Consider the following 17,317-nt stretch of genomic DNA (forward strand, 5'->3'; position numbering starts at 1 on the left):
CTGTAAGTTGTGGCACCATTGGCAGTTAATGTAGCTGTTTGGCCTGCAAATGGATGGACTGTTCACCGTTACCGTTGGTTGGGTTTTACGGTTACAGTAGCTACAGCGGTTCCTGTACATCCGTTCGTAGTACCCGTGACGGTATAAGTGGCAGTAGTGTTCAATGCAGGTGTTACAGGTGAGTTACCACTCAATCCTCCCGTCCAGCTATAGGTTGTGGCGCCATTTGCAGTTAGAGCAGCTGTCTGACCATCACAGATACTCGGGCTATTCACCGTAACCGTTGGATTCGATTTATGGTAACAGTAGCAACAGCAGTTCCGGTACATCCATTCGTAGTACCAGTAACCGTATAAGTGGTTGTAGAATTCAATGCAGTTGTCGTAGCGGGGTTACCGCTCAATCCACCTGTCCAGCTATAAGTTGTGGCACCATTGGCTGTCAATGTAGCTGTTTGGCCACGCAAATGGATGGGCTATTCACTGTTACCGTAGGATTTGGTTTTACGGTTACAGCTGCTGCAGCGGTTCCTGTACATCCATTCGTTGTGCCGGTGACGGTATAAGTAGTGGTGGTACTCAATGCAGGTGTAGTTACAGGATTGCCGCTCAAACCGCCCGTCCAGCTGTAAGTTGTGGCACCATTGGCAGTTAATGTAGCTGTTTGGCCGCTGCAAATGGATGGACTGTTCACCGTTACCGTTGGGTTGGGTTTTACGGTTACAGTAGCTACAGCGGTTCCTGTACATCCGTTCGTTGTACCCGTGACGGTATAAGTGGCAGTAGTGTTCAATGCAGGTGTTACAGGTGAGTTACCACTCAATCCACCTGTCCAGCTATAGGTTGTGGCGCCATTTGCAGTTAGTGCAGCTGTCTGACCATCACAGATACTCGGGCTATTCACCGTAACCGTTGGATTTGGCTTTATGGTAATGGCAACAGGATTACTGGTCATAGGATTATTTGAGACACATGTTAAACTGCTGGTGAGTTTAACTGTCACAACATCCCCGGATACAAAAGTGGTACTGGAATACGTATTGTTATTGAAACCAACCGGATTCCCATTCAAATACCATTGGTAAGCAGGTGTGGCTCCTCCATTGGTTGGATTTGCAGTAAGCGTTAACGACTGAGCAGTACAAATGGGTGAATTGCCAGTAATCGATACATCCACCGGCGATGGTGTCGTAACTATCATAGCAATGATATTACTCTGGGCTGTACTCGGAACCGCACAAGTAGAACTGCTTGTCAACTGAACTTTAACCTGATCATTATTATTGAGCGTAGAAGTTGTAAACGTATTGCTGTTGCCACCGACAGGATTATTATTTACATACCATTGATAGGCAGGTGTAGCACCACCATTAGTGGGAGTTGCAGTGAAGGTTACGGAAGTAGCCGGACAAATATTATTTTGTGATACACCAATACTGACAGTTGGAGGCTGTATTGCAACAACGATAGCTCTCGTAGATGTAATAAGACATCCCTGATTGCTTTTAACGGTAAGGGAAATGGTTTTGGTTCCGTTTGTGGTATATGTAACAGGAGGAGGGTTTTGACCTGAAAAAGTTGCAGGACTGGCGCCAGCACCAAAGTTCCAGGTCCATTGAACAAGCGTTCCTGCCGGCGGCGGAGTGGAAGCATCCGAAAAGGTAATTGGTTCATTTATACAAATGGAGTCATTTCCATCACTATCATTAAATATCGCAGTGGGGCCTTGTATTTCTGCTGTGCCTCCAAAGGAGATATTGAATCCGTTCCCCGTAGAGGTGAAATTATTAATTCCCAATGCATACGTTTCACCCGCAACCACTGTCAGCTGTTTTAAAAAATTATCCTGACCGGCAGTACAGCCTCCGTCTTCAGAAACATCCGTAGCGGTTGTATTCAACCCGGTTGTCCAGTTCGGTGGACATTGAGAAGCCTCACATCGTTGTACGGTTTTGCCACTACAGTTACCAATTCCGTTTGGTAATTTATACACCACAAAATCCAAATCATCATCCGGGTTGGATGGATTCAGTACAAATGTAAACGTACCGGATGTCTTAAAGGTAAATACATACCAGGCAGAGTTGGTTTCCACATTAAACGGATTAATAATAGGATCGTATCCCATACAAGCCGCACTATTCATTTCTGCAGCATTGGCGCCAGCACCGCTGACGGCAGGAACAGCAAATGCACTTTTATCACACAATACTACTGCCGAATTGCAGTCACTCGTAGGAGAAGGTACCGGATTATAATTGTTCACACAATACTGGAAAGTACCCGTATTGGCATTTATACCATCCACCCGTATAAAATAAGTTACACCAACGGTTAATCCTGCTTTGTAAATCTGAATAATATTTTGCCCGGCGGGCGCTGATCCGCATACCAATTCATTTAAAGTGCCTCCACAGGTACCGTTGTATAATGTTACCTGCGGCCTTACCAGGGTGCCTCCAACCGGGCTGCCCTGATTTCCGTTTATGATGATGGTAATATCAGAAGCAATAGCAACGAACTTATACCAGACATCTGTAACGGCACCGCCACCCCAACAGGTAGCAGCTCCATAACCGCCAGTTGTCGAAACATCATCTGTTGCACCCACCGTTGTACCGGCGGCTGTACCGGAGCAGTAGTTACTGACATTACTGATTAAGAAGGCATTCGGGCAGGCATCATTGGCAGGTTGTGCTAAAATAGTAAGAACCCCTATCAGCAGGGGCAGAAGCATGGTAATTTTTTTTCATATAAAATGTGATATACTAATTTACTAAAAAATCAAAACTATACCAGTAATTGAAGCTAAAAAGTAAAGATTGTGGAATTAATTATTCGGTTAGTGCAAAAATTTCATCTATTATTGCCCATGGGGTAGGTTCAAAGGCGGTAATAATGCCATCCACATTCAATTCTGCTAACCTTTTAGAAGTGGTATTTCCAATGGAAATGACGATCTGATCAGCTTTTTTTTCAAAATGAGAAAAGTAAGCCTGAGCGCTCATGGGGCTGGTAAAAACCAATATAGCTTCATCCCGTGCTTCCGTTATGCCTACAGGTTGATTTTCATAAATCACCAACGTCTCAATATCAGTATTCTTTGTCAGATTTTTCTGAATGCTTTGCATGGATCTTTTAGCCTGCGGAAATATAATTTTGCCATAAGCAATCTCGTCAAAATCCTTTGCTATCTGAGACAGATCGCTGCCGGAACCAATAAAATCGACTGCATATCCCAATTCAAAAACCACTTGTGCGGTACCCTGATTAATTGCTGCCAGTTTTATATTTTTCAGCTTATCGCTATTCACTTTTTCAAAGAAAAATTTCACTCCATTTTTACTGCTGAAAAAAATCCAGTCTGCGTCTGTCGGAAAATCGAATCCGATGGGCGTAAATTCTATGAAAGATCTATTATCCACTGGATACTGATGTGCTTCCAGAACACGTTTCAGGTAATCATTTTCTTTCAATTCGGAAGAAATAAAGACAGATTTCGTTTTGTTATTTTTCAATCCGGAAACTATAGCCGCCGAATAGTTTTGACCATCCGCCGGGATAACCTTATGCAAACGTTTCGGAATGCTGTTCCAGGAGGCTGCCTGTGAAACCCAGACATCCAGCACATTATTATTCCTTTCCGCAAACACACCTAAAGGCATCTGGCAGCCGCCTTCAAAATCATGCAGCAACCTGCGTTCAATATTTGTAAGCAAAGCACTTTCCTCATCATTTAAGAGCATACATACCTGTTGCATATCCGCATCCATCTCCCTGATTTGAAAGGCCAGTACACCTTGTGCGGGTGCGGGGATAAACATAGGTGCCTTTAAACAGACCTTTTCAAATTCTTCCAGGTCTATGTTCAATCGCTCCAGTCCCGCTGATGCCAGGACAATGGCGTCGTATTCATTCTCTTTCAGTTTATTTACACGCGTAGGCACATTACCCCTCAAATCCATTACTTCGATATCAGGCCGCAATGCAAGCAACTGGGCCTTACGCCTTGCAGATGACGTGCCTATTTTTGCCAGTGATTTTAATTTTAAAATCTTTGTTTCGTCTTTCGAATCTTTACAAATCAGCAGAATATCAAAAGGATTGGCTCTCTTTGAGTAGGCAGCTATGGTTAAGCCTTCGGGAAACTCGGTTGGTAAATCCTTGCAGGAATGTACGGCTAAATCAATCTCACCGGCCAATAAGGCATCTTCCAGTTCTTTGGTAAAGAAACCTTTGCCTTCGATTTTATCAAAGCCCAGATTCCATTGCTGTGTGGCATCTCCTTTTGTTTTTATTATCTTTAACTCCACCAGATACCCGTTTGATTCTAAAACGGTTTTGGTAAAATTGGCCTGCCACAGTGCCAGCTCACTGCCGCGTGTTCCGATAATAAGTGGTGATGATTTACCTTTCATAAAACAGTTTGCAGCTGCAATTATACAAACATATTATTTAAGGTCTGAATTTTTTATTCAGCAACGATTTTTTAGAGGCTTTAAAAGGCAGGGCGATGTATTTTTCCTCCATATATGCCATTACTTTTTGCAATATTTCCTTTGAGTCCGCATCCAGTCTATCTATATCTTTTTTGAATGCGAGATTCAGGGCTCTGTCCTTAATTGTCTTAACTTCATTCGGAATATCCGCCAATGCCAGTTCCAGCCTTCTTTCTTTGTGCAACTCCCTGAAGGTGATGATAAATTCTTCGAGCATCGCTTCCGCCTTGTACAACTCCCCCTTTCTGAACTGCATATTCTCTTTCGCTTTTTTCTCCAGGGAACCCACATCGATATAATCGACATTCTTCATTCCTATGATTTCCTCTTCCACATCCTGCGGAACGGCCAAGTCCAAAATGGTCACTTTCCTGTTCGCTGGAATTATCTTATCAAAGATATCTTTTGTCAAAACCGGGAAATTAGCGCCGGTACACGTCAGAATGATGTCAGCATCTTCATCATGCTGCACCAGTTTTTCCAGAGGAAAGGCATGTCCGTTCTTGAATCGGGAAGCCAGCTCTTCCGCCTTGCTCAGTGTTCGATTATAAACGATTACATTTTCGATGCCGTTTTTCACCAATAGATTGGCCATCAGGTTATTGGTTTGTCCGGCGCCAATAATCAGCATCCTGGAATATTTAAAAAAATTCCTGTCAAATAAACTTCTAAATGCCAATGACACAACTGAAACCGGTTTTTCACCGATTCTGGTATCACAATGAATTTTTTTAGCGAATACGATTGCCTGCTGGTAAGCCAGCCGGATTTCATCACCGCACAAACTGTTCTTTTTACTATTCATGTAGGCATTCTTGATTTGCCCCAATATTTCACGTTCGCCGATAACCAATGAGTCCAAAGATGCCGCCACACCCATAAAATGCCGGATAGCGTCCTCCCCTTCGAAAACAAGCGCTTTCGTCAGATGAAGATTCAGCAATTCCTTATTGAAATGCGGATTGATAAACAGAAATAAATCTTTCAGAAATTTCGTATCAATTTTCTTATCGTTCGTAAAGAGAAAAGTAACGCGGTTGCAGGTATTGAGATACAACAATTCGTCTATAGCAAAATTTTCTTTTAACTCTTTCAACCGATTAGAAGGAAAGCCTGAAGTATCTTCATCTGTCAGCAGATAATCTTTGAGCCTGTTGACTTTGGCTGTTTTATGAGTAATAGTTACTACTTTGTAACGTTGCACTTGCTTTTATTTTCCTTTTACAAATATGGCAATATAATGGTTAATAAAAAAATGATTTAAATCATGTTTGATTATCTAACAATAATATAACTAATTGGGATATTCTATTTGCAGGTAGCATTTGCCATTTTGCAGTTGTAAATCTTTCTTTACGCCCATTGAATATCGGAGCATCACATGTTTATTTTCATCTGTTTCCGGCAGTTTTCCAATCACTTTTGCATAGACAATCTTACTGTTGGTCAGGTTTTTTATTTTGATGACGGTTCCGATAGATAAGGTTTTATGCATGGCAAAATAGGTAGTTTCCATGGCTCCCAAGGTGGTTGTCATGGGGGCACCGGTACCTTTTTGAAGCTGAACTGCCAGCGCACCTGCCTTTAGCTTGTACGTTTTACTCAGCTCTTTTTGGGTTTCGTTGAAGGATGCCTGAATATCCGGCGTTCCTTCATCAGTTGCCGGAAGCGGATTTTCCATAGCTTCCTTTTGCATTTCACCTTTAGCAGCTGATGGGATATCTGACTGTTTTAATACCGGCTTTAAATCAATTTCCGGCTTTGTATTGACGACAGTTGCAGGTTCAGTTGTGGTTTTGACAGGAACTGTAGCGGCTGACGACTGATTGACCATCAGCGATGTACCGATCTTCACATTGAGATCCGGGAGATTATTCCATTTCACAATGTCTGAAACCGTAATATTATATGTTTTTGCAATGGAAAACAGAGTCTGGCCCTTTTCAACTATATGGTATTTAACATTCTTAACGGCAGTCTTTACATCTGTCAATGGTTTGTCATCTTCTTTACTAATAGTTGATTTTGTAACAGTTATGTCCTTATTTTTAACTTCCTTCGGAATCCGGATGATCTGATCTGGATTGATGCTGTTCTCTGTCAAAGAAGGGTTATTCTTAAGAATTTCCACTTTGGGAACATCGTATTTTTGAGCAATCTTAGTCAATGTTTCACCAAACTTCACAACATGCATTTGGTAGTTAGAGCTTTTAACGGTCGTTTTACCGGCATTCTGGCCCATAACGGAAAGTATTGTAAACCAGGAAATGATGATAAAAAGTATGAATCTGCTCATAAAGAATGAAATTAGGGACAAAAATGACGCTTTAAACAATTGAAACCTTTCAAACTTTTCAACAATGGTTTACACCTATTTTATAGCCGGATGTCAGGTTTAGTCAATATAACGTTACTTTTGACGTACAAATTATGTACCATTTTGAAGATTTTAGGAATTATCCCTGCACGCTATGCATCCTCCCGATTTCCGGGGAAACCTTTAGCCGATATCGCCGGAAAACCTATGATAGAACGCGTTTATGACCGATGCCGGAAAGCCAAGAGCCTGAGCGATGTTGTTGTAGCCACTGATGATAAACGAATTTTTGATGCAGTAGAAAAATTTGGCGGAAATGTTATCCTGACCTCAGGATATCACCTGAATGGTACATCCAGATGTGCCGAAGTGCTGGAAAATTACAAAACTGACGAAAATTTTGATGTCATTATCAATATCCAGGGAGATGAACCCCTCATCCATCCCGAACAGATAGACGAACTGGCTTCCCTCTTTTCAAATAGTGAAATCGAGTTGGCAACATTGGTAAAAAGAGAGACTGACCTCACTTTATTGGAAAACGGGCATATAGTAAAGGCCTTTCCGGATGACCATGCCGTTGCTGTTGCATTTTATAGAATCATTGAAGAAGAAAATCTCCTGAACAGGATAAAAGCAGATGGGTTCTTCTATAAACATATTGGCATTTACGGCTTTAAAGCAATGACACTTCAAAAAATAGTAACCCTATCACCAACGGAGCATGAACAAACATTTCATCTCGAACAATACCGATGGCTGGACAACGGGTATACTATCAAGACAGGTATAACACCCTTTGAAAGCAGGAGTGTTGACACGCCCGAAGATGCAGTGGAAGTATCGCAAATCATTAGGCATTCACAGCCTGCTTAGCTATCAGCGGCGATAAGGCCACTCCCATGCCATTGCACGACATGATATACTGTGTGTAATCACTCAGCTTTTTGACTACCGGCCGCTTATCGGGTGAGAACCCCATAATTCCCTGCCACGTATGTTCGATTTCAAATGGAGTACCGGGTAAAATCATGTTCCTGAGTTTCATTTCCAGTTCCTGAACAATCATTTCATTGACGGTAAAATCCGTTGTCTGTTCGTTTTCAAAGTCTAAATTCCTGCCGCCACCAAACAACACCCTGTTGCCCACATTCCTGAAATAATAAAAGCCTTCATCAAAATGAAAACTTCCTTTCAGAGTCAGTCCATCGATTTCACTGGTAATGATAACCTGTCCCCTGCCCGGCAGCACCGCTTCATCCGGAAACAGTTCTTTTATAAATGCATTTGTACAGAGCATGATTTTGTCTGCGGTAATACGAAACGAACCGTTCGTTTCTGAATATACCTCAATCTTATTTTCGCTGATATGCTGGACATTTGCACCGGAAAGAATCTGAATATTATTTTCGATGAGTAATTTCCAATAATTCAGCATTGTCTTTCCTGAATCAATCTGCATCTCCGTAGCACAGTATAACAGCTGGGATACATTCTCGGAAAACCCGTACATCCTTATTTCATCAGACACGTCAGAAAAAACGGGAAACTTAAAAACAGGTCTCAATTTTTCATTGAGATGCTGAATCTCTTCCTTTGAAAGTGTGGGACGAAGTTCCTTCAGTAAAAGTTCATACCCGCCAAAAGCAGTAACATCCATCTTATCATTTCCGAGTCGTTCATGAAGTAGTTGACATCCTTCATACCGCTGTTCTACCAGTTCAACAGCCTGCTGTTCGCCCATCAGATTCATGTCATATAAAATCTCGGTAGGTGAACCGAAACACAAAAAACCGGCATTTTTTGTCGATGCGCCATTTGGAAATGTCCCGCGCTCCAATACGATAATTTTGGCATGTGGAAACTTCTGACGCAATTCAAAAGCCACGCTGCAGCCCATGATGCCTGCACCCACAACGGCAAAGTCAGCTGATTTATACATATTTATCTCCCAAAATGAAAGCATAAAAAAAATTGCGGGAAGGTGAAAAAATATATAAATTTAAGAGACAAAACTAAAAATTATGAAAAAATTACTGACCTTAAAATTAATAGTACTGCTCTTCTGTATCAGTTCCTTATCGTTAACTACAACCAGTTGTGGTAAAAAAGGAAAAGAACAATTGTGCACTAACGGAATTGATGACGATAGTGATGGATTTACTGACTGTGATGATGCAGACTGTGAAGGTTCCGCAAGTTGCCTTTAAATCCATAGCCATACAAGAAATCATCGGAAAAAATATAAAGTGGAGAATATCGGATTCGAACCGATCGCCTCTTCACTGCCAGCGAAGCGCTCTAGCCAAATGAGCTAATTCCCCAATAAAAAATGAACGAATGCAAATATAGAAAATCCCGGTTAATCTATCCGCATTTATTATGCGATTATAATTGTTTTATTTCCGCCACCAGTTCCGTCAATGCTTTTTTTGCATCGCCGAAGAACATGGAACATTTTGGATCATAAAACAGTAAATTATCGATTCCGGCATAACCTGCATTCATGGAACGTTTGTTAACGACCACATGTTTTGCCTTGTCCACTTCCAGAATCGGCATGCCATAGATGGGGGATGAAGGATCCGTTTTTGCAGCCGGGTTCACCACGTCATTTGCACCTACTATAAGCACCACGTCCGTTTGTTCGAACTCCGGATTGATATCTTCCATCTCCACCAATTTATCATACTCCACATTCGATTCAGCCAGCAACACGTTCATGTGACCGGGCATACGTCCCGCTACGGGATGAATCGCATATTTCACCTCAACACCCCTTTCTTCCAGTATCTTCTCCAACTCATGAATGATGTGCTGTGCCTGGGCAACCGCCAATCCGTATCCCGGAACGATAACGACCTTTTTGGAATAATTCAATAATACCGCTAAATCGGTCACCTGAATATCTTTGATGGTTCCGGTCGTCTCCGCTCCTGCAGCCGCACCGCTGCCACCGCCAAATGCCCCGAATATGACATTGCTCAACGGTCGGTTCATCGCCTTGCACATCGCAAGCGTCAATAAGGTACCGGCGGAACCCACCAGAATACCACCCGTCAGCATCGGTTTGTTGTCATACAGGAACCCACCGAAAGCCGCAGCCAGACCCGTGAACGAGTTTAACAGGGAAATGACCACCGGCATATCGGCACCGCCAATAGGGACGGTAAATAAAATGCCATAGATGGCGGCCACCACAAATAATACCCAAATGATGCTGACCGGCAATGACTGGTGCAGCAATACGACGGCTACAGAAAATGCCAGTAATAGCAACAGAATTACATTGTTCAGGACATTGTATTGCGGCAGGCGAAACGGTTTGTTCATTTTACCTGCCAATTTCAAATAGGCAATGATAGAACCTGAAAAGGATACGGTACCTATCACCATACCTGCCACTATGAAACTTAACGCAGCAGGGTTGCCGAGGTTGTGTTCAAACTCCGTTAGCCCGATCAATGCGGCGCAGGCACCGCCCATGCCGTTAAACATGGAAACGAGTTCCGGCATTTTGGTCATCTCTACCCGTTTGGCGGTGAGCCAGCCGATGGCAGAACCGATGGTGATAGCACCGAAGATTAAAACCAGTTTCAGCGTGTTTCTGGAGGTGTGGTCACTTTCGAATAAAAAGATAGTACCCAAAATGGCTATGGTCATACCGAAAGCCCCGATCAGATTTCCTTTACGGGCAGTTTTTGCATTACCCATCATTTTCAGTCCTAGTATAAAGGTGACCGAACCGATGAGGTAGCATATTTCTAAAAGTCCTTTCATATATTCTATTGATTTGAAAATTTGAAGATCAGGGAATTTGAAAATTATTAATTTCTAGCCTTAAATCTGTTTTCTGATTTTATATTTTTATACTTAGCAGATGTGTCCCTTTCAGCTTTTCAAGTTAGCACATCTTCTAATCGTTTTATTTCTTTTTAAACATTTCCAGCATTCTGTCCGTCACTACAAAACCGCCTACGACATTCAGTGTTCCTAAAATAACCGCTAAAAAACCCAAGATCAGGCCGAAGATGTTATCCGGATCCGTGTCCAGCATCACGATGATGGCACCCACGATAACCACGCCATGTATGGCATTCGCACCGGACATCAACGGAGTATGTAAAACGGTTGGAACACCGCCGATAACTTCCACACCAACAAAAATCGCCAGAATGATGAAATAAATCATTTCACGGTTCTGAACAAAAAAATCTACTATTTCCATAGGTTTTGTTTTATGTATTAATTAGCTGAATAATCATTGAATTACGGATGGATGCACCTTAACACCATTGTGAACGATCAGGCTTCCTTTGGTAATGTCTTCTTCCATCTCCCATTTGAATCCGTCATTGGTCGCCAGGTGATATAACAGGGTTTGAATATTTTTTGCGTACAGGTCACTGGCATTCATCGGCAGTAAAGACGGAATATTTCCTTCGCCGATGATGGTTACACCATTAACAATTATCGTTTCATTTAATTTACTGCCAACCACATTTCCACCCTGTTCTACTGCCATATCTAGAATCACGGAACCGAATTTCATGGATTTCACCATCTCTTCGGTTACCAGTAACGGCGCCTTTCTGCCCGGAATTAAGGCGGTGGTGATAACGATATCCGCTTCCGCCACATGCTTGCCGACCAACTCCTGTTGTTTTTTCAAAAATTCTTCGGACACGCCTTTAACATAACCGCCTTCCATTTTAATGGTGTCATCACCTTTCACTTCAATAAATTTACCGCCTAAGGATTGCACCTGTTCTTTTGTTTCTGGACGAATATCCGACACTTCGACAATTCCTCCCAATCGCTTAGCGGTTGCGATAGCCTGTAATCCGGCCACACCGGCACCAAATATCACCACTTTAGATGGCTTGATGGTACCTGCCGCAGTGGTCATCATCGGCAATATCTTTCCAATTTGATTGGCGCACATCAATACCGCTTTATAACCGGCTAAGTTAGCCTGTGAGGATAATGCATCCATTTTCTGTGCACGCGAAATACGGGGAACCGCATCCATAGAAAATGCGGAAATACCTGCTTTTTCACAGCTTGCTACCAAATCAGGGTTGGTGGCGGCCCACATGAATGAAATCAGCACCGCTCCATTTTTCATCTGCGCAATTTCATCTGCCTGCGGCGCATTTACTTTCAGAACAACATCGGCTGCAGCATAAACGGCGTTTTTTTCAGTGACAACAGCAGCTCCGGCATTTTTATAATCTTCATCATTAAAGAATGAATTCAGCCCGGCTCCTGCTTCAACATTTACAGAAAAACCTTTTGCAACTAAATCTTTTACGACCGCCGGCACTAATGCCACTCGATTTTCTTTAAATTTGGTTTCTTTTGGAACGGCAATTATCATTGATATAAAAAATTTTGTGCGCTAAAATACGGATGTTAGGCGTTATATTTCAGAATGTTAATAAAAATTCAGGTTATCTTAAAATTAAAATGCGTGCATTGGAATCATAAAAACCGGAATCGTGTTCTAAAATGATGAAAAAGCAATTATCCATACCAGTTTCCTTCATTTTCACCATTTGGGTGGTGAATATTTTCCAATTCACCTTTCGCTTGGATTTTGGGTATCTGGGAATTTATCCAAGAGACTCAACGACATTATTCGGAATTTTCACCTCACCCGTCATTCACGGAAGCTGGGGGCATTTGTTGTCCAACTCAATACCCTTATTGGTGCTGGGTATCTTATTATTCTTTACCTACGAACGGATAGCCATTTGGGTTTGGGTATTAAACTACATCTTAACGGGATTAATGGTCTGGTTGTTTGCCAGGGACTCCTACCATATAGGTGCCAGCGGAATCGTATACGGATTAGCTTCATTCCTGTTGTTCAGCGGTTTTTTCAGGATGGACATAAAATCCATTGCCGTTTCGAGCGGAATCGCCATATTTTATGGTGGAATGGTGTGGGGTATATTCCCGCTCGAAAGGGGAATATCCTGGGAATCCCATTTATTCGGCGGGATAGTTGGATTGCTTTTAGCCTTCCTCTTTAGAAACGAATTTCAAGACGCATTTTTAAAAATGCATGAAGAGGAAACGGACGAAGACAGAAAGACGTTTGAAGATTACCTGAAAGAACAGGAGCGACACAAAAACGATTTTACTTAAATGGATTTCTCGCAGTATATTCCGGTGGCCTGATACGCTTCAGGAAATAAGGCAACGATGCATTCACAAGCCCGTTATTCATTTTTATATATGCATGCAAGGGTTTGGGAACTGCGCCTATCGTTGTTTTTATTTCCGTTGCCGTTCTGCCAAAATGGATATATTTTTTTTTATTTTCAATGGCAATTCTTACAAAATCCAGTAACATACGGTTATAGATCTTGAACTCACTGTTCAAACCGTAATCCAACCCGATATAATGAACATGCATCGTATCTACATCCACATTAAACAGACAGACAAAACTGACAAGTTCATTATCCTTAAAATAACCGAGGATACTGCACCTTTCCCGATAAACCGATTTCATCTCCTCAAAAAAATCTATATTTAAAACGGCCATGTTGAACGCGACATGATTCACCACATTATTATACAATTTCAAGAGATCCGTTTTATGAAAACGCAGCTCTTCGGATGAAAAGTTTTTGGATGTAATTCCGGACGAGACTGTCAGCACTTTTTTTGCCCTGACGCGGTATTTGGAGGACAATGCATCCATATATCCGTCAAAATCTTTCCAGGCTGAATCGATGCTCATAAATATATCGGGATCCGTTACAAACGGGTGGAATGCATTGTTGTAAAAACTCAGGCATTTTTTTTCATCTTCCAAATAGATATTCGCAATCAGGAAGGCGCTGGGTTTGTTTTTTTTAAAGGATTGATATATTTTATGAAAAATCTGAGGTATGTACGGCAGCAGCAATCCTTCCGATTTACAAATAATCCCTTTGTCGCCTGTAAAAAAAACATTCCCCAGATTGAGCAGCTTTGTTTTCTTTTCAGCCATGTAGTCCCTGAATGTAACCTTTAGAAAGTTTGATGTCTTCTCCGAATAATTTACCAGGTTTTTAAAGGAGAAATCAAGAAGTTGGGTGTAAAGCGCCGCAATGACCTGCCCCTCTTTATAGACCAGTACGTATCTGAATTGGATTTCCGGATGAATATTTTCAATGGCACTCAAAAAGGCATGGCTTTGAAAGAAGGGTTTATTTAAATCTATGGAATCCCATAAATCCTGGTCTATACCCGACAAAGCGGCATACATCTGAAATGAAAAATCCGAATCTAAAGAATGTAAGCCTGACTGCATATCCCAAACAAAGGTAACAATGGATTTAAATATTTGTTGTAATACAGGAACTTAGTAATAACATTTCAGGAAATATTCCTATTTTTAGTAGTAAATTTAAAGTATGCTCGGATTTATAACAGGCCTGATAACAGCCAATGCCAGTGAATGGTATATTCATAAATACTGGCTGCACAAAAGAGGAAAAAACAAAAAAAGTATGTGGAGTTATCACTGGCATACCCATCACCGCAAGGTTTTGGAAGAAAACTATGAAGACTCCGACTACAAGCAATCTATCTTTAAAGAGTTTAACGGACAAACACACGAAGTGCTATCTTTAAGTGTGGCTGCCGCAGCGGTAGCTCCTTTATTGCCGATTGCACCCGGATTTACGATTGCCATGTGGCTGTCCCAGTATAATTACTACCGGGTACATAAAAGATCGCACCTGGACCCCGAATGGGGTTATAAATACCTCCCCTGGCATTATGACCATCATATGGCACCGGATCAGGATAAGAACTGGTGTGTCACGTTTCCGCTATGGGATTATGTGATGGGCACCCGTTTTGTGTATAAAGGCAGCGAACGGGAAAAAATCGATATTGAACGAAGATTGCGAAAAGCCGCTGCAAAAGGAACGGAATACAGGATTTATCAGAAGAAACCATCTGAAAAGGCTCAGCTGAACTGATTTCGTTCTGTTTATTACCCTTTCTTCTAAATACGGATGCAGCTAAATAAATAATTGTAAATTTTCATAATTATACGACTGTTAAGAGTCTAACATTGTATTTTTGTCAATAAAAATACCATGAGTGTGGTTGTAGATCCATTTAAAGATACCGATAAGAAAATCACCAAAGAGCGGATAAAAAACAGCTTACGTCTTTTTGAATTTATAAAACCACACAAGTATTTGTTTTTCAGCGGGTTGATCCTTTTGAGCTTCTCCAGTGTCACCGTTTTAGCCTTTCCGTATTTTCTGCCGAAACTTGCCGATATCGCCCAGGGCATTCCCATGCATATACTCCAAAAAAAGGATGGCACCTTTTTGATTAACTGTTATACCCGATATGACCTTATAAGGCTGCTTTTTATAGTGCTTATCCTGCAAAGCTTTTTGTCCTTCTTCAGGGTGTATATCTTTGCGCAGGTCAATGAGCGGGTAATCTTTGATATCCGAAGGAAATTATATGACAAGATTATCTGTCTGCCTATTGATTTTTTTGAAAAAAACAGGGTGGGTGAATTAATCAGCAGAATTTCAACAGACATCATCACCATACAGGAAGCGCTTTCCATCAACCTGGCTGAATTCTTCAGACAGATCATCACCTTTGTAGGGGGAGTCGCCTTTATCTTCATATTATCTAAAAATCTTACCTTTTTTATATTATATACTTTACCCATACTGATAATATCTGCTGCTGTCTTCGGCAGAATGATCCGAAATATCGCATACAATACTCAAAAAGCACTGGCAGAATCCAATGTTGTAGTGGAAGAAACCTTTCACAACATTAACATCGTTAAAGCCTACGTTAATGAATTTTTCGAAAGCAACCGATATGCGAACAAGATCAGCCATGTAAAAGATCTGGCCTTGCGGTCGGCAACCTACCGGGCTGCATTCATCTCCTTCCTGATAATGGGTATGTTCGGTGTGCTGGTCTTGATTTTATATAAAGCCAGCGGACAGGTAGAGGAGAAACTGATGACTGTTGGGGAGTTACTGCAATTTATTACATTCACCATATTCATCGCCGCATCCCTGGCGGGTATGGGTGAATTGCTGGGAAAGATCATTTCCTCCCTAGGGGCATCCGACAGGCTGATCAGTATCTTATCCATAGAGCAGGAAACGACTTCAGCCGAAATAAATTCAAAGAAAGTAAACGGGGTGGTGACTTTTAAGAATGTCCATTTCCAGTATCCTTCCAGACCGGACATGGAGGTATTGAACAACATTTCCTTTGAAATAAATAAAGGTGAAAAGATTGCACTGGTTGGAGCATCCGGCGCAGGAAAATCGACCATACTCCAATTGCTGTTGCGATTTTATCATACCAACAACGGAGAAATACTCATAGACGGTCAAAACATCTATAACTTCGACGTACAGCAACTCCGTGCCAATATCGCACTGGTTCCGCAGGAAGTGTTGTTGTTTGGCGGCACCATCCGCGAGAACCTGTTATACGGCAAATTAGATGCTACGGAAGAAGAGCTGATATATGCCGCTAAAAAAGCAAATGCATGGGAATTTATTTCCAAATTCCCGGATGGACTGGAAACCATTGTGGGCGAACGCGGGGTGAAGTTATCCGGCGGACAACGGCAGCGAATTGCCATTGCCAGAGCAATATTAAAAGATCCGGCCATCTTGCTGTTAGATGAAGCGACCAGTGCTCTGGATGCAGAATCCGAAAAGCTGGTACAGGGCGCACTGGATAGTTTAATGGAAGGACGTACCACCATCATAATTGCTCACCGGTTATCTACGATAAGAAATGTAGATAAGATTCTTGTTTTAAATCACGGTATGATAGTGGAGGAAGGCAATCACCAGCAGCTTAGCAGGATGGAAGAAGGCTTGTACAGTAATTTGTTAAAACTGCAATATCAGTTAAACTGACATTACTCAATTTTGTTGTGCATTAAAATCGCATTGCTGATTTTCAGCCCTATGATATCGCAGGTACCATTCTCAATGACGGCATCCAGCTCCGCATCCAGCTCGCCAATTACGGTATTGGTTGTCTTATTGTAACCCGATAATTTCAATTTACCCCTGTTGTTGTGTATGGTGCCGCCGTACATCGCATTGACACCGTCTTTCTTCTTAATAAATGCTGTCACCAGAACTTTAGTGCCATTTACAAACGAATAGGAAAAGGGTACTTTTGTCAGCAGTACCAGATCACGGATAGCGATATACACCTCAATCATTTTTTCCGGATCATATAATTTTATGATGTAAAACTGATCGTTATTAATCATATTCATACCGCTGTCCATAGCATGATCTATCGGGTACCTGGTGGCATCAATTCCTTTAAAATCTCGTCCCATTACATTTCCAAATGCAACAAATTCCTTATTTACGATTTTCTTGAGATAAGTGGAATCAATTGCTTCTTCCACTTCTATCGGATGTTTGGATAACTTTAGCTGATAACGGTATTTATACAATACCATGAAAAGCAAA

The 17,317-nt window shown here is 41.6% G+C and carries 17 protein-coding genes and 1 tRNA gene; 5 read left to right on the forward strand and 13 right to left on the reverse strand.

Annotated elements, in window-relative coordinates:
• Positions 1-68: 68 nt before the first annotated feature.
• The 6 genes from IPM95_02185 to IPM95_02210 all read right to left on the reverse strand — a co-directional run bounded on the left by IPM95_02185 (position 69) and on the right by IPM95_02210 (position 6,794).
• Positions 69-275 (reverse strand): hypothetical protein, encoded by a 207-nt coding sequence (locus IPM95_02185; protein MBK9328125.1) that lies wholly within the window; start codon positions 273-275, stop codon positions 69-71.
• Positions 272-445, reverse strand: coding sequence for a hypothetical protein (locus IPM95_02190; protein MBK9328126.1), 174 nt, complete (start codon positions 443-445; stop codon positions 272-274). Before IPM95_02190 ends, IPM95_02185 begins: the two co-directional genes overlap by 4 nt.
• Entirely contained in the window at positions 442-2,736 is a 2,295-nt protein-coding gene (locus tag IPM95_02195) for a PKD domain-containing protein (protein MBK9328127.1), read from the reverse strand. Before IPM95_02195 ends, IPM95_02190 begins: the two co-directional genes overlap by 4 nt.
• Positions 2,737-2,833: 97 nt before the next feature.
• On the reverse strand, positions 2,834-4,417 hold the full coding sequence (gene hemC, locus IPM95_02200) for a hydroxymethylbilane synthase (GenBank protein ID MBK9328128.1): 1,584 nt from the start codon (positions 4,415-4,417) through the stop codon (positions 2,834-2,836).
• Positions 4,418-4,454: 37 nt separating this feature from the next.
• Positions 4,455-5,702, reverse strand: a complete 1,248-nt coding sequence (hemA, locus tag IPM95_02205; GenBank protein ID MBK9328129.1) for a glutamyl-tRNA reductase — start codon at positions 5,700-5,702, stop codon at positions 4,455-4,457.
• A gap of 90 nt (positions 5,703-5,792) precedes the next feature.
• Positions 5,793-6,794, reverse strand: a complete 1,002-nt coding sequence (locus IPM95_02210) for a LysM peptidoglycan-binding domain-containing protein (protein MBK9328130.1) — start codon at positions 6,792-6,794, stop codon at positions 5,793-5,795.
• Between the two features lie 144 nt (positions 6,795-6,938).
• Here IPM95_02210 and kdsB point away from each other — a divergent pair, with 144 nt between their 5' ends.
• Positions 6,939-7,691 carry a 3-deoxy-manno-octulosonate cytidylyltransferase gene (gene kdsB, locus IPM95_02215; GenBank protein ID MBK9328131.1) on the forward strand — a complete coding sequence of 251 codons (753 nt, stop codon included), beginning with the start codon at positions 6,939-6,941 and terminating at the stop codon, positions 7,689-7,691.
• Here kdsB and IPM95_02220 read toward each other — a convergent pair.
• Entirely contained in the window at positions 7,669-8,781 is a 1,113-nt protein-coding gene (locus IPM95_02220; GenBank protein ID MBK9328132.1) for an FAD-binding oxidoreductase, read from the reverse strand. The two genes, kdsB and IPM95_02220, sit on opposite strands and share 23 nt — an antisense overlap.
• A gap of 58 nt (positions 8,782-8,839) precedes the next feature.
• Between IPM95_02220 and IPM95_02225 the strand changes: the two genes are divergently transcribed.
• Positions 8,840-9,025, forward strand: coding sequence for a hypothetical protein (locus tag IPM95_02225; protein MBK9328133.1), 186 nt, complete (start codon positions 8,840-8,842; stop codon positions 9,023-9,025).
• 40 nt (positions 9,026-9,065) lie between these two features.
• Here IPM95_02225 and IPM95_02230 read toward each other — a convergent pair.
• The 4 genes from IPM95_02230 to IPM95_02245 form a co-directional block, all read right to left on the reverse strand.
• Positions 9,066-9,139: transfer RNA gene (locus IPM95_02230), tRNA-Ala, on the reverse strand.
• A gap of 64 nt (positions 9,140-9,203) precedes the next feature.
• The gene (locus tag IPM95_02235) at positions 9,204-10,595 is read right to left on the reverse strand and encodes an NAD(P)(+) transhydrogenase (Re/Si-specific) subunit beta (GenBank protein ID MBK9328134.1); all 1,392 of its coding nucleotides are present in this window, start codon (positions 10,593-10,595) and stop codon (positions 9,204-9,206) included.
• Between the two features lie 145 nt (positions 10,596-10,740).
• The gene (locus IPM95_02240) at positions 10,741-11,043 is read right to left on the reverse strand and encodes an NAD(P) transhydrogenase subunit alpha (GenBank protein ID MBK9328135.1); all 303 of its coding nucleotides are present in this window, start codon (positions 11,041-11,043) and stop codon (positions 10,741-10,743) included.
• A gap of 33 nt (positions 11,044-11,076) precedes the next feature.
• On the reverse strand, positions 11,077-12,195 hold the full coding sequence (locus tag IPM95_02245; GenBank protein MBK9328136.1) for a Re/Si-specific NAD(P)(+) transhydrogenase subunit alpha: 1,119 nt from the start codon (positions 12,193-12,195) through the stop codon (positions 11,077-11,079).
• Between the two features lie 131 nt (positions 12,196-12,326).
• Here IPM95_02245 and IPM95_02250 point away from each other — a divergent pair, with 131 nt between their 5' ends.
• Positions 12,327-12,968: a rhomboid family intramembrane serine protease gene (locus IPM95_02250; protein ID MBK9328137.1), complete on the forward strand. Its 642-nt coding sequence runs from the start codon at positions 12,327-12,329 to the stop codon at positions 12,966-12,968.
• On the opposite strand, the gene IPM95_02255 is transcribed toward IPM95_02250, so the two are convergent.
• Positions 12,961-14,124, reverse strand: a complete 1,164-nt coding sequence (locus IPM95_02255; protein MBK9328138.1) for an N-acetyltransferase — start codon at positions 14,122-14,124, stop codon at positions 12,961-12,963. The two genes, IPM95_02250 and IPM95_02255, sit on opposite strands and share 8 nt — an antisense overlap.
• 103 nt (positions 14,125-14,227) lie before the next feature.
• On the opposite strand from IPM95_02255, the gene IPM95_02260 reads away from it, so the two are divergent.
• A complete protein-coding gene (locus IPM95_02260; protein MBK9328139.1) occupies positions 14,228-14,800 on the forward strand; it encodes a sterol desaturase family protein in 573 nt (190 codons plus the stop codon).
• A gap of 120 nt (positions 14,801-14,920) precedes the next feature.
• Complete coding sequence (locus tag IPM95_02265; GenBank protein MBK9328140.1) at positions 14,921-16,744, forward strand: ATP-binding cassette domain-containing protein; 1,824 nt, start codon at positions 14,921-14,923, stop codon at positions 16,742-16,744.
• Between the two features lie 2 nt (positions 16,745-16,746).
• Here the strand turns inward: IPM95_02265 and IPM95_02270 are convergent, their stop codons facing one another.
• Positions 16,747-17,307 (reverse strand): hypothetical protein, encoded by a 561-nt coding sequence (locus IPM95_02270; GenBank protein ID MBK9328141.1) that lies wholly within the window; start codon positions 17,305-17,307, stop codon positions 16,747-16,749.
• Positions 17,308-17,317: the final 10 nt, after the last annotated feature.

It is taken from the genome of Sphingobacteriales bacterium (genome assembly GCA_016719635.1).
In the GTDB taxonomy this organism is placed as follows: domain Bacteria; phylum Bacteroidota; class Bacteroidia; order Chitinophagales; family JADIYW01; genus JADJSS01.

Excerpts from the sequence above, each read along its gene's own strand:
- IPM95_02195 (MBK9328127.1), bottom strand. The coding sequence starts at position 2,736 with ATGCTTCTGCCCCTGCTGATAGGGGTTCTTACTATTTTAGCACAACCT.
- IPM95_02260 (MBK9328139.1), top strand. The coding sequence starts at position 14,228 with ATGCTCGGATTTATAACAGGCCTGATAACAGCCAATGCCAGTGAATGG.
- IPM95_02235 (MBK9328134.1), bottom strand. The coding sequence starts at position 10,595 with ATGAAAGGACTTTTAGAAATATGCTACCTCATCGGTTCGGTCACCTTT.
- IPM95_02225 (MBK9328133.1), top strand. The coding sequence starts at position 8,840 with ATGAAAAAATTACTGACCTTAAAATTAATAGTACTGCTCTTCTGTATC.
- IPM95_02250 (MBK9328137.1), top strand. The coding sequence starts at position 12,327 with ATGATGAAAAAGCAATTATCCATACCAGTTTCCTTCATTTTCACCATT.
- IPM95_02210 (MBK9328130.1), bottom strand. The coding sequence starts at position 6,794 with ATGAGCAGATTCATACTTTTTATCATCATTTCCTGGTTTACAATACTT.
- IPM95_02245 (MBK9328136.1), bottom strand. The coding sequence starts at position 12,195 with ATGATAATTGCCGTTCCAAAAGAAACCAAATTTAAAGAAAATCGAGTG.
- IPM95_02240 (MBK9328135.1), bottom strand. The coding sequence starts at position 11,043 with ATGGAAATAGTAGATTTTTTTGTTCAGAACCGTGAAATGATTTATTTC.
- hemC (MBK9328128.1), bottom strand. The coding sequence starts at position 4,417 with ATGAAAGGTAAATCATCACCACTTATTATCGGAACACGCGGCAGTGAG.
- IPM95_02265 (MBK9328140.1), top strand. The coding sequence starts at position 14,921 with ATGAGTGTGGTTGTAGATCCATTTAAAGATACCGATAAGAAAATCACC.
- IPM95_02270 (MBK9328141.1), bottom strand. The coding sequence starts at position 17,307 with ATGGTATTGTATAAATACCGTTATCAGCTAAAGTTATCCAAACATCCG.
- IPM95_02220 (MBK9328132.1), bottom strand. The coding sequence starts at position 8,781 with ATGCTTTCATTTTGGGAGATAAATATGTATAAATCAGCTGACTTTGCC.
- IPM95_02255 (MBK9328138.1), bottom strand. The coding sequence starts at position 14,124 with ATGCAGTCAGGCTTACATTCTTTAGATTCGGATTTTTCATTTCAGATG.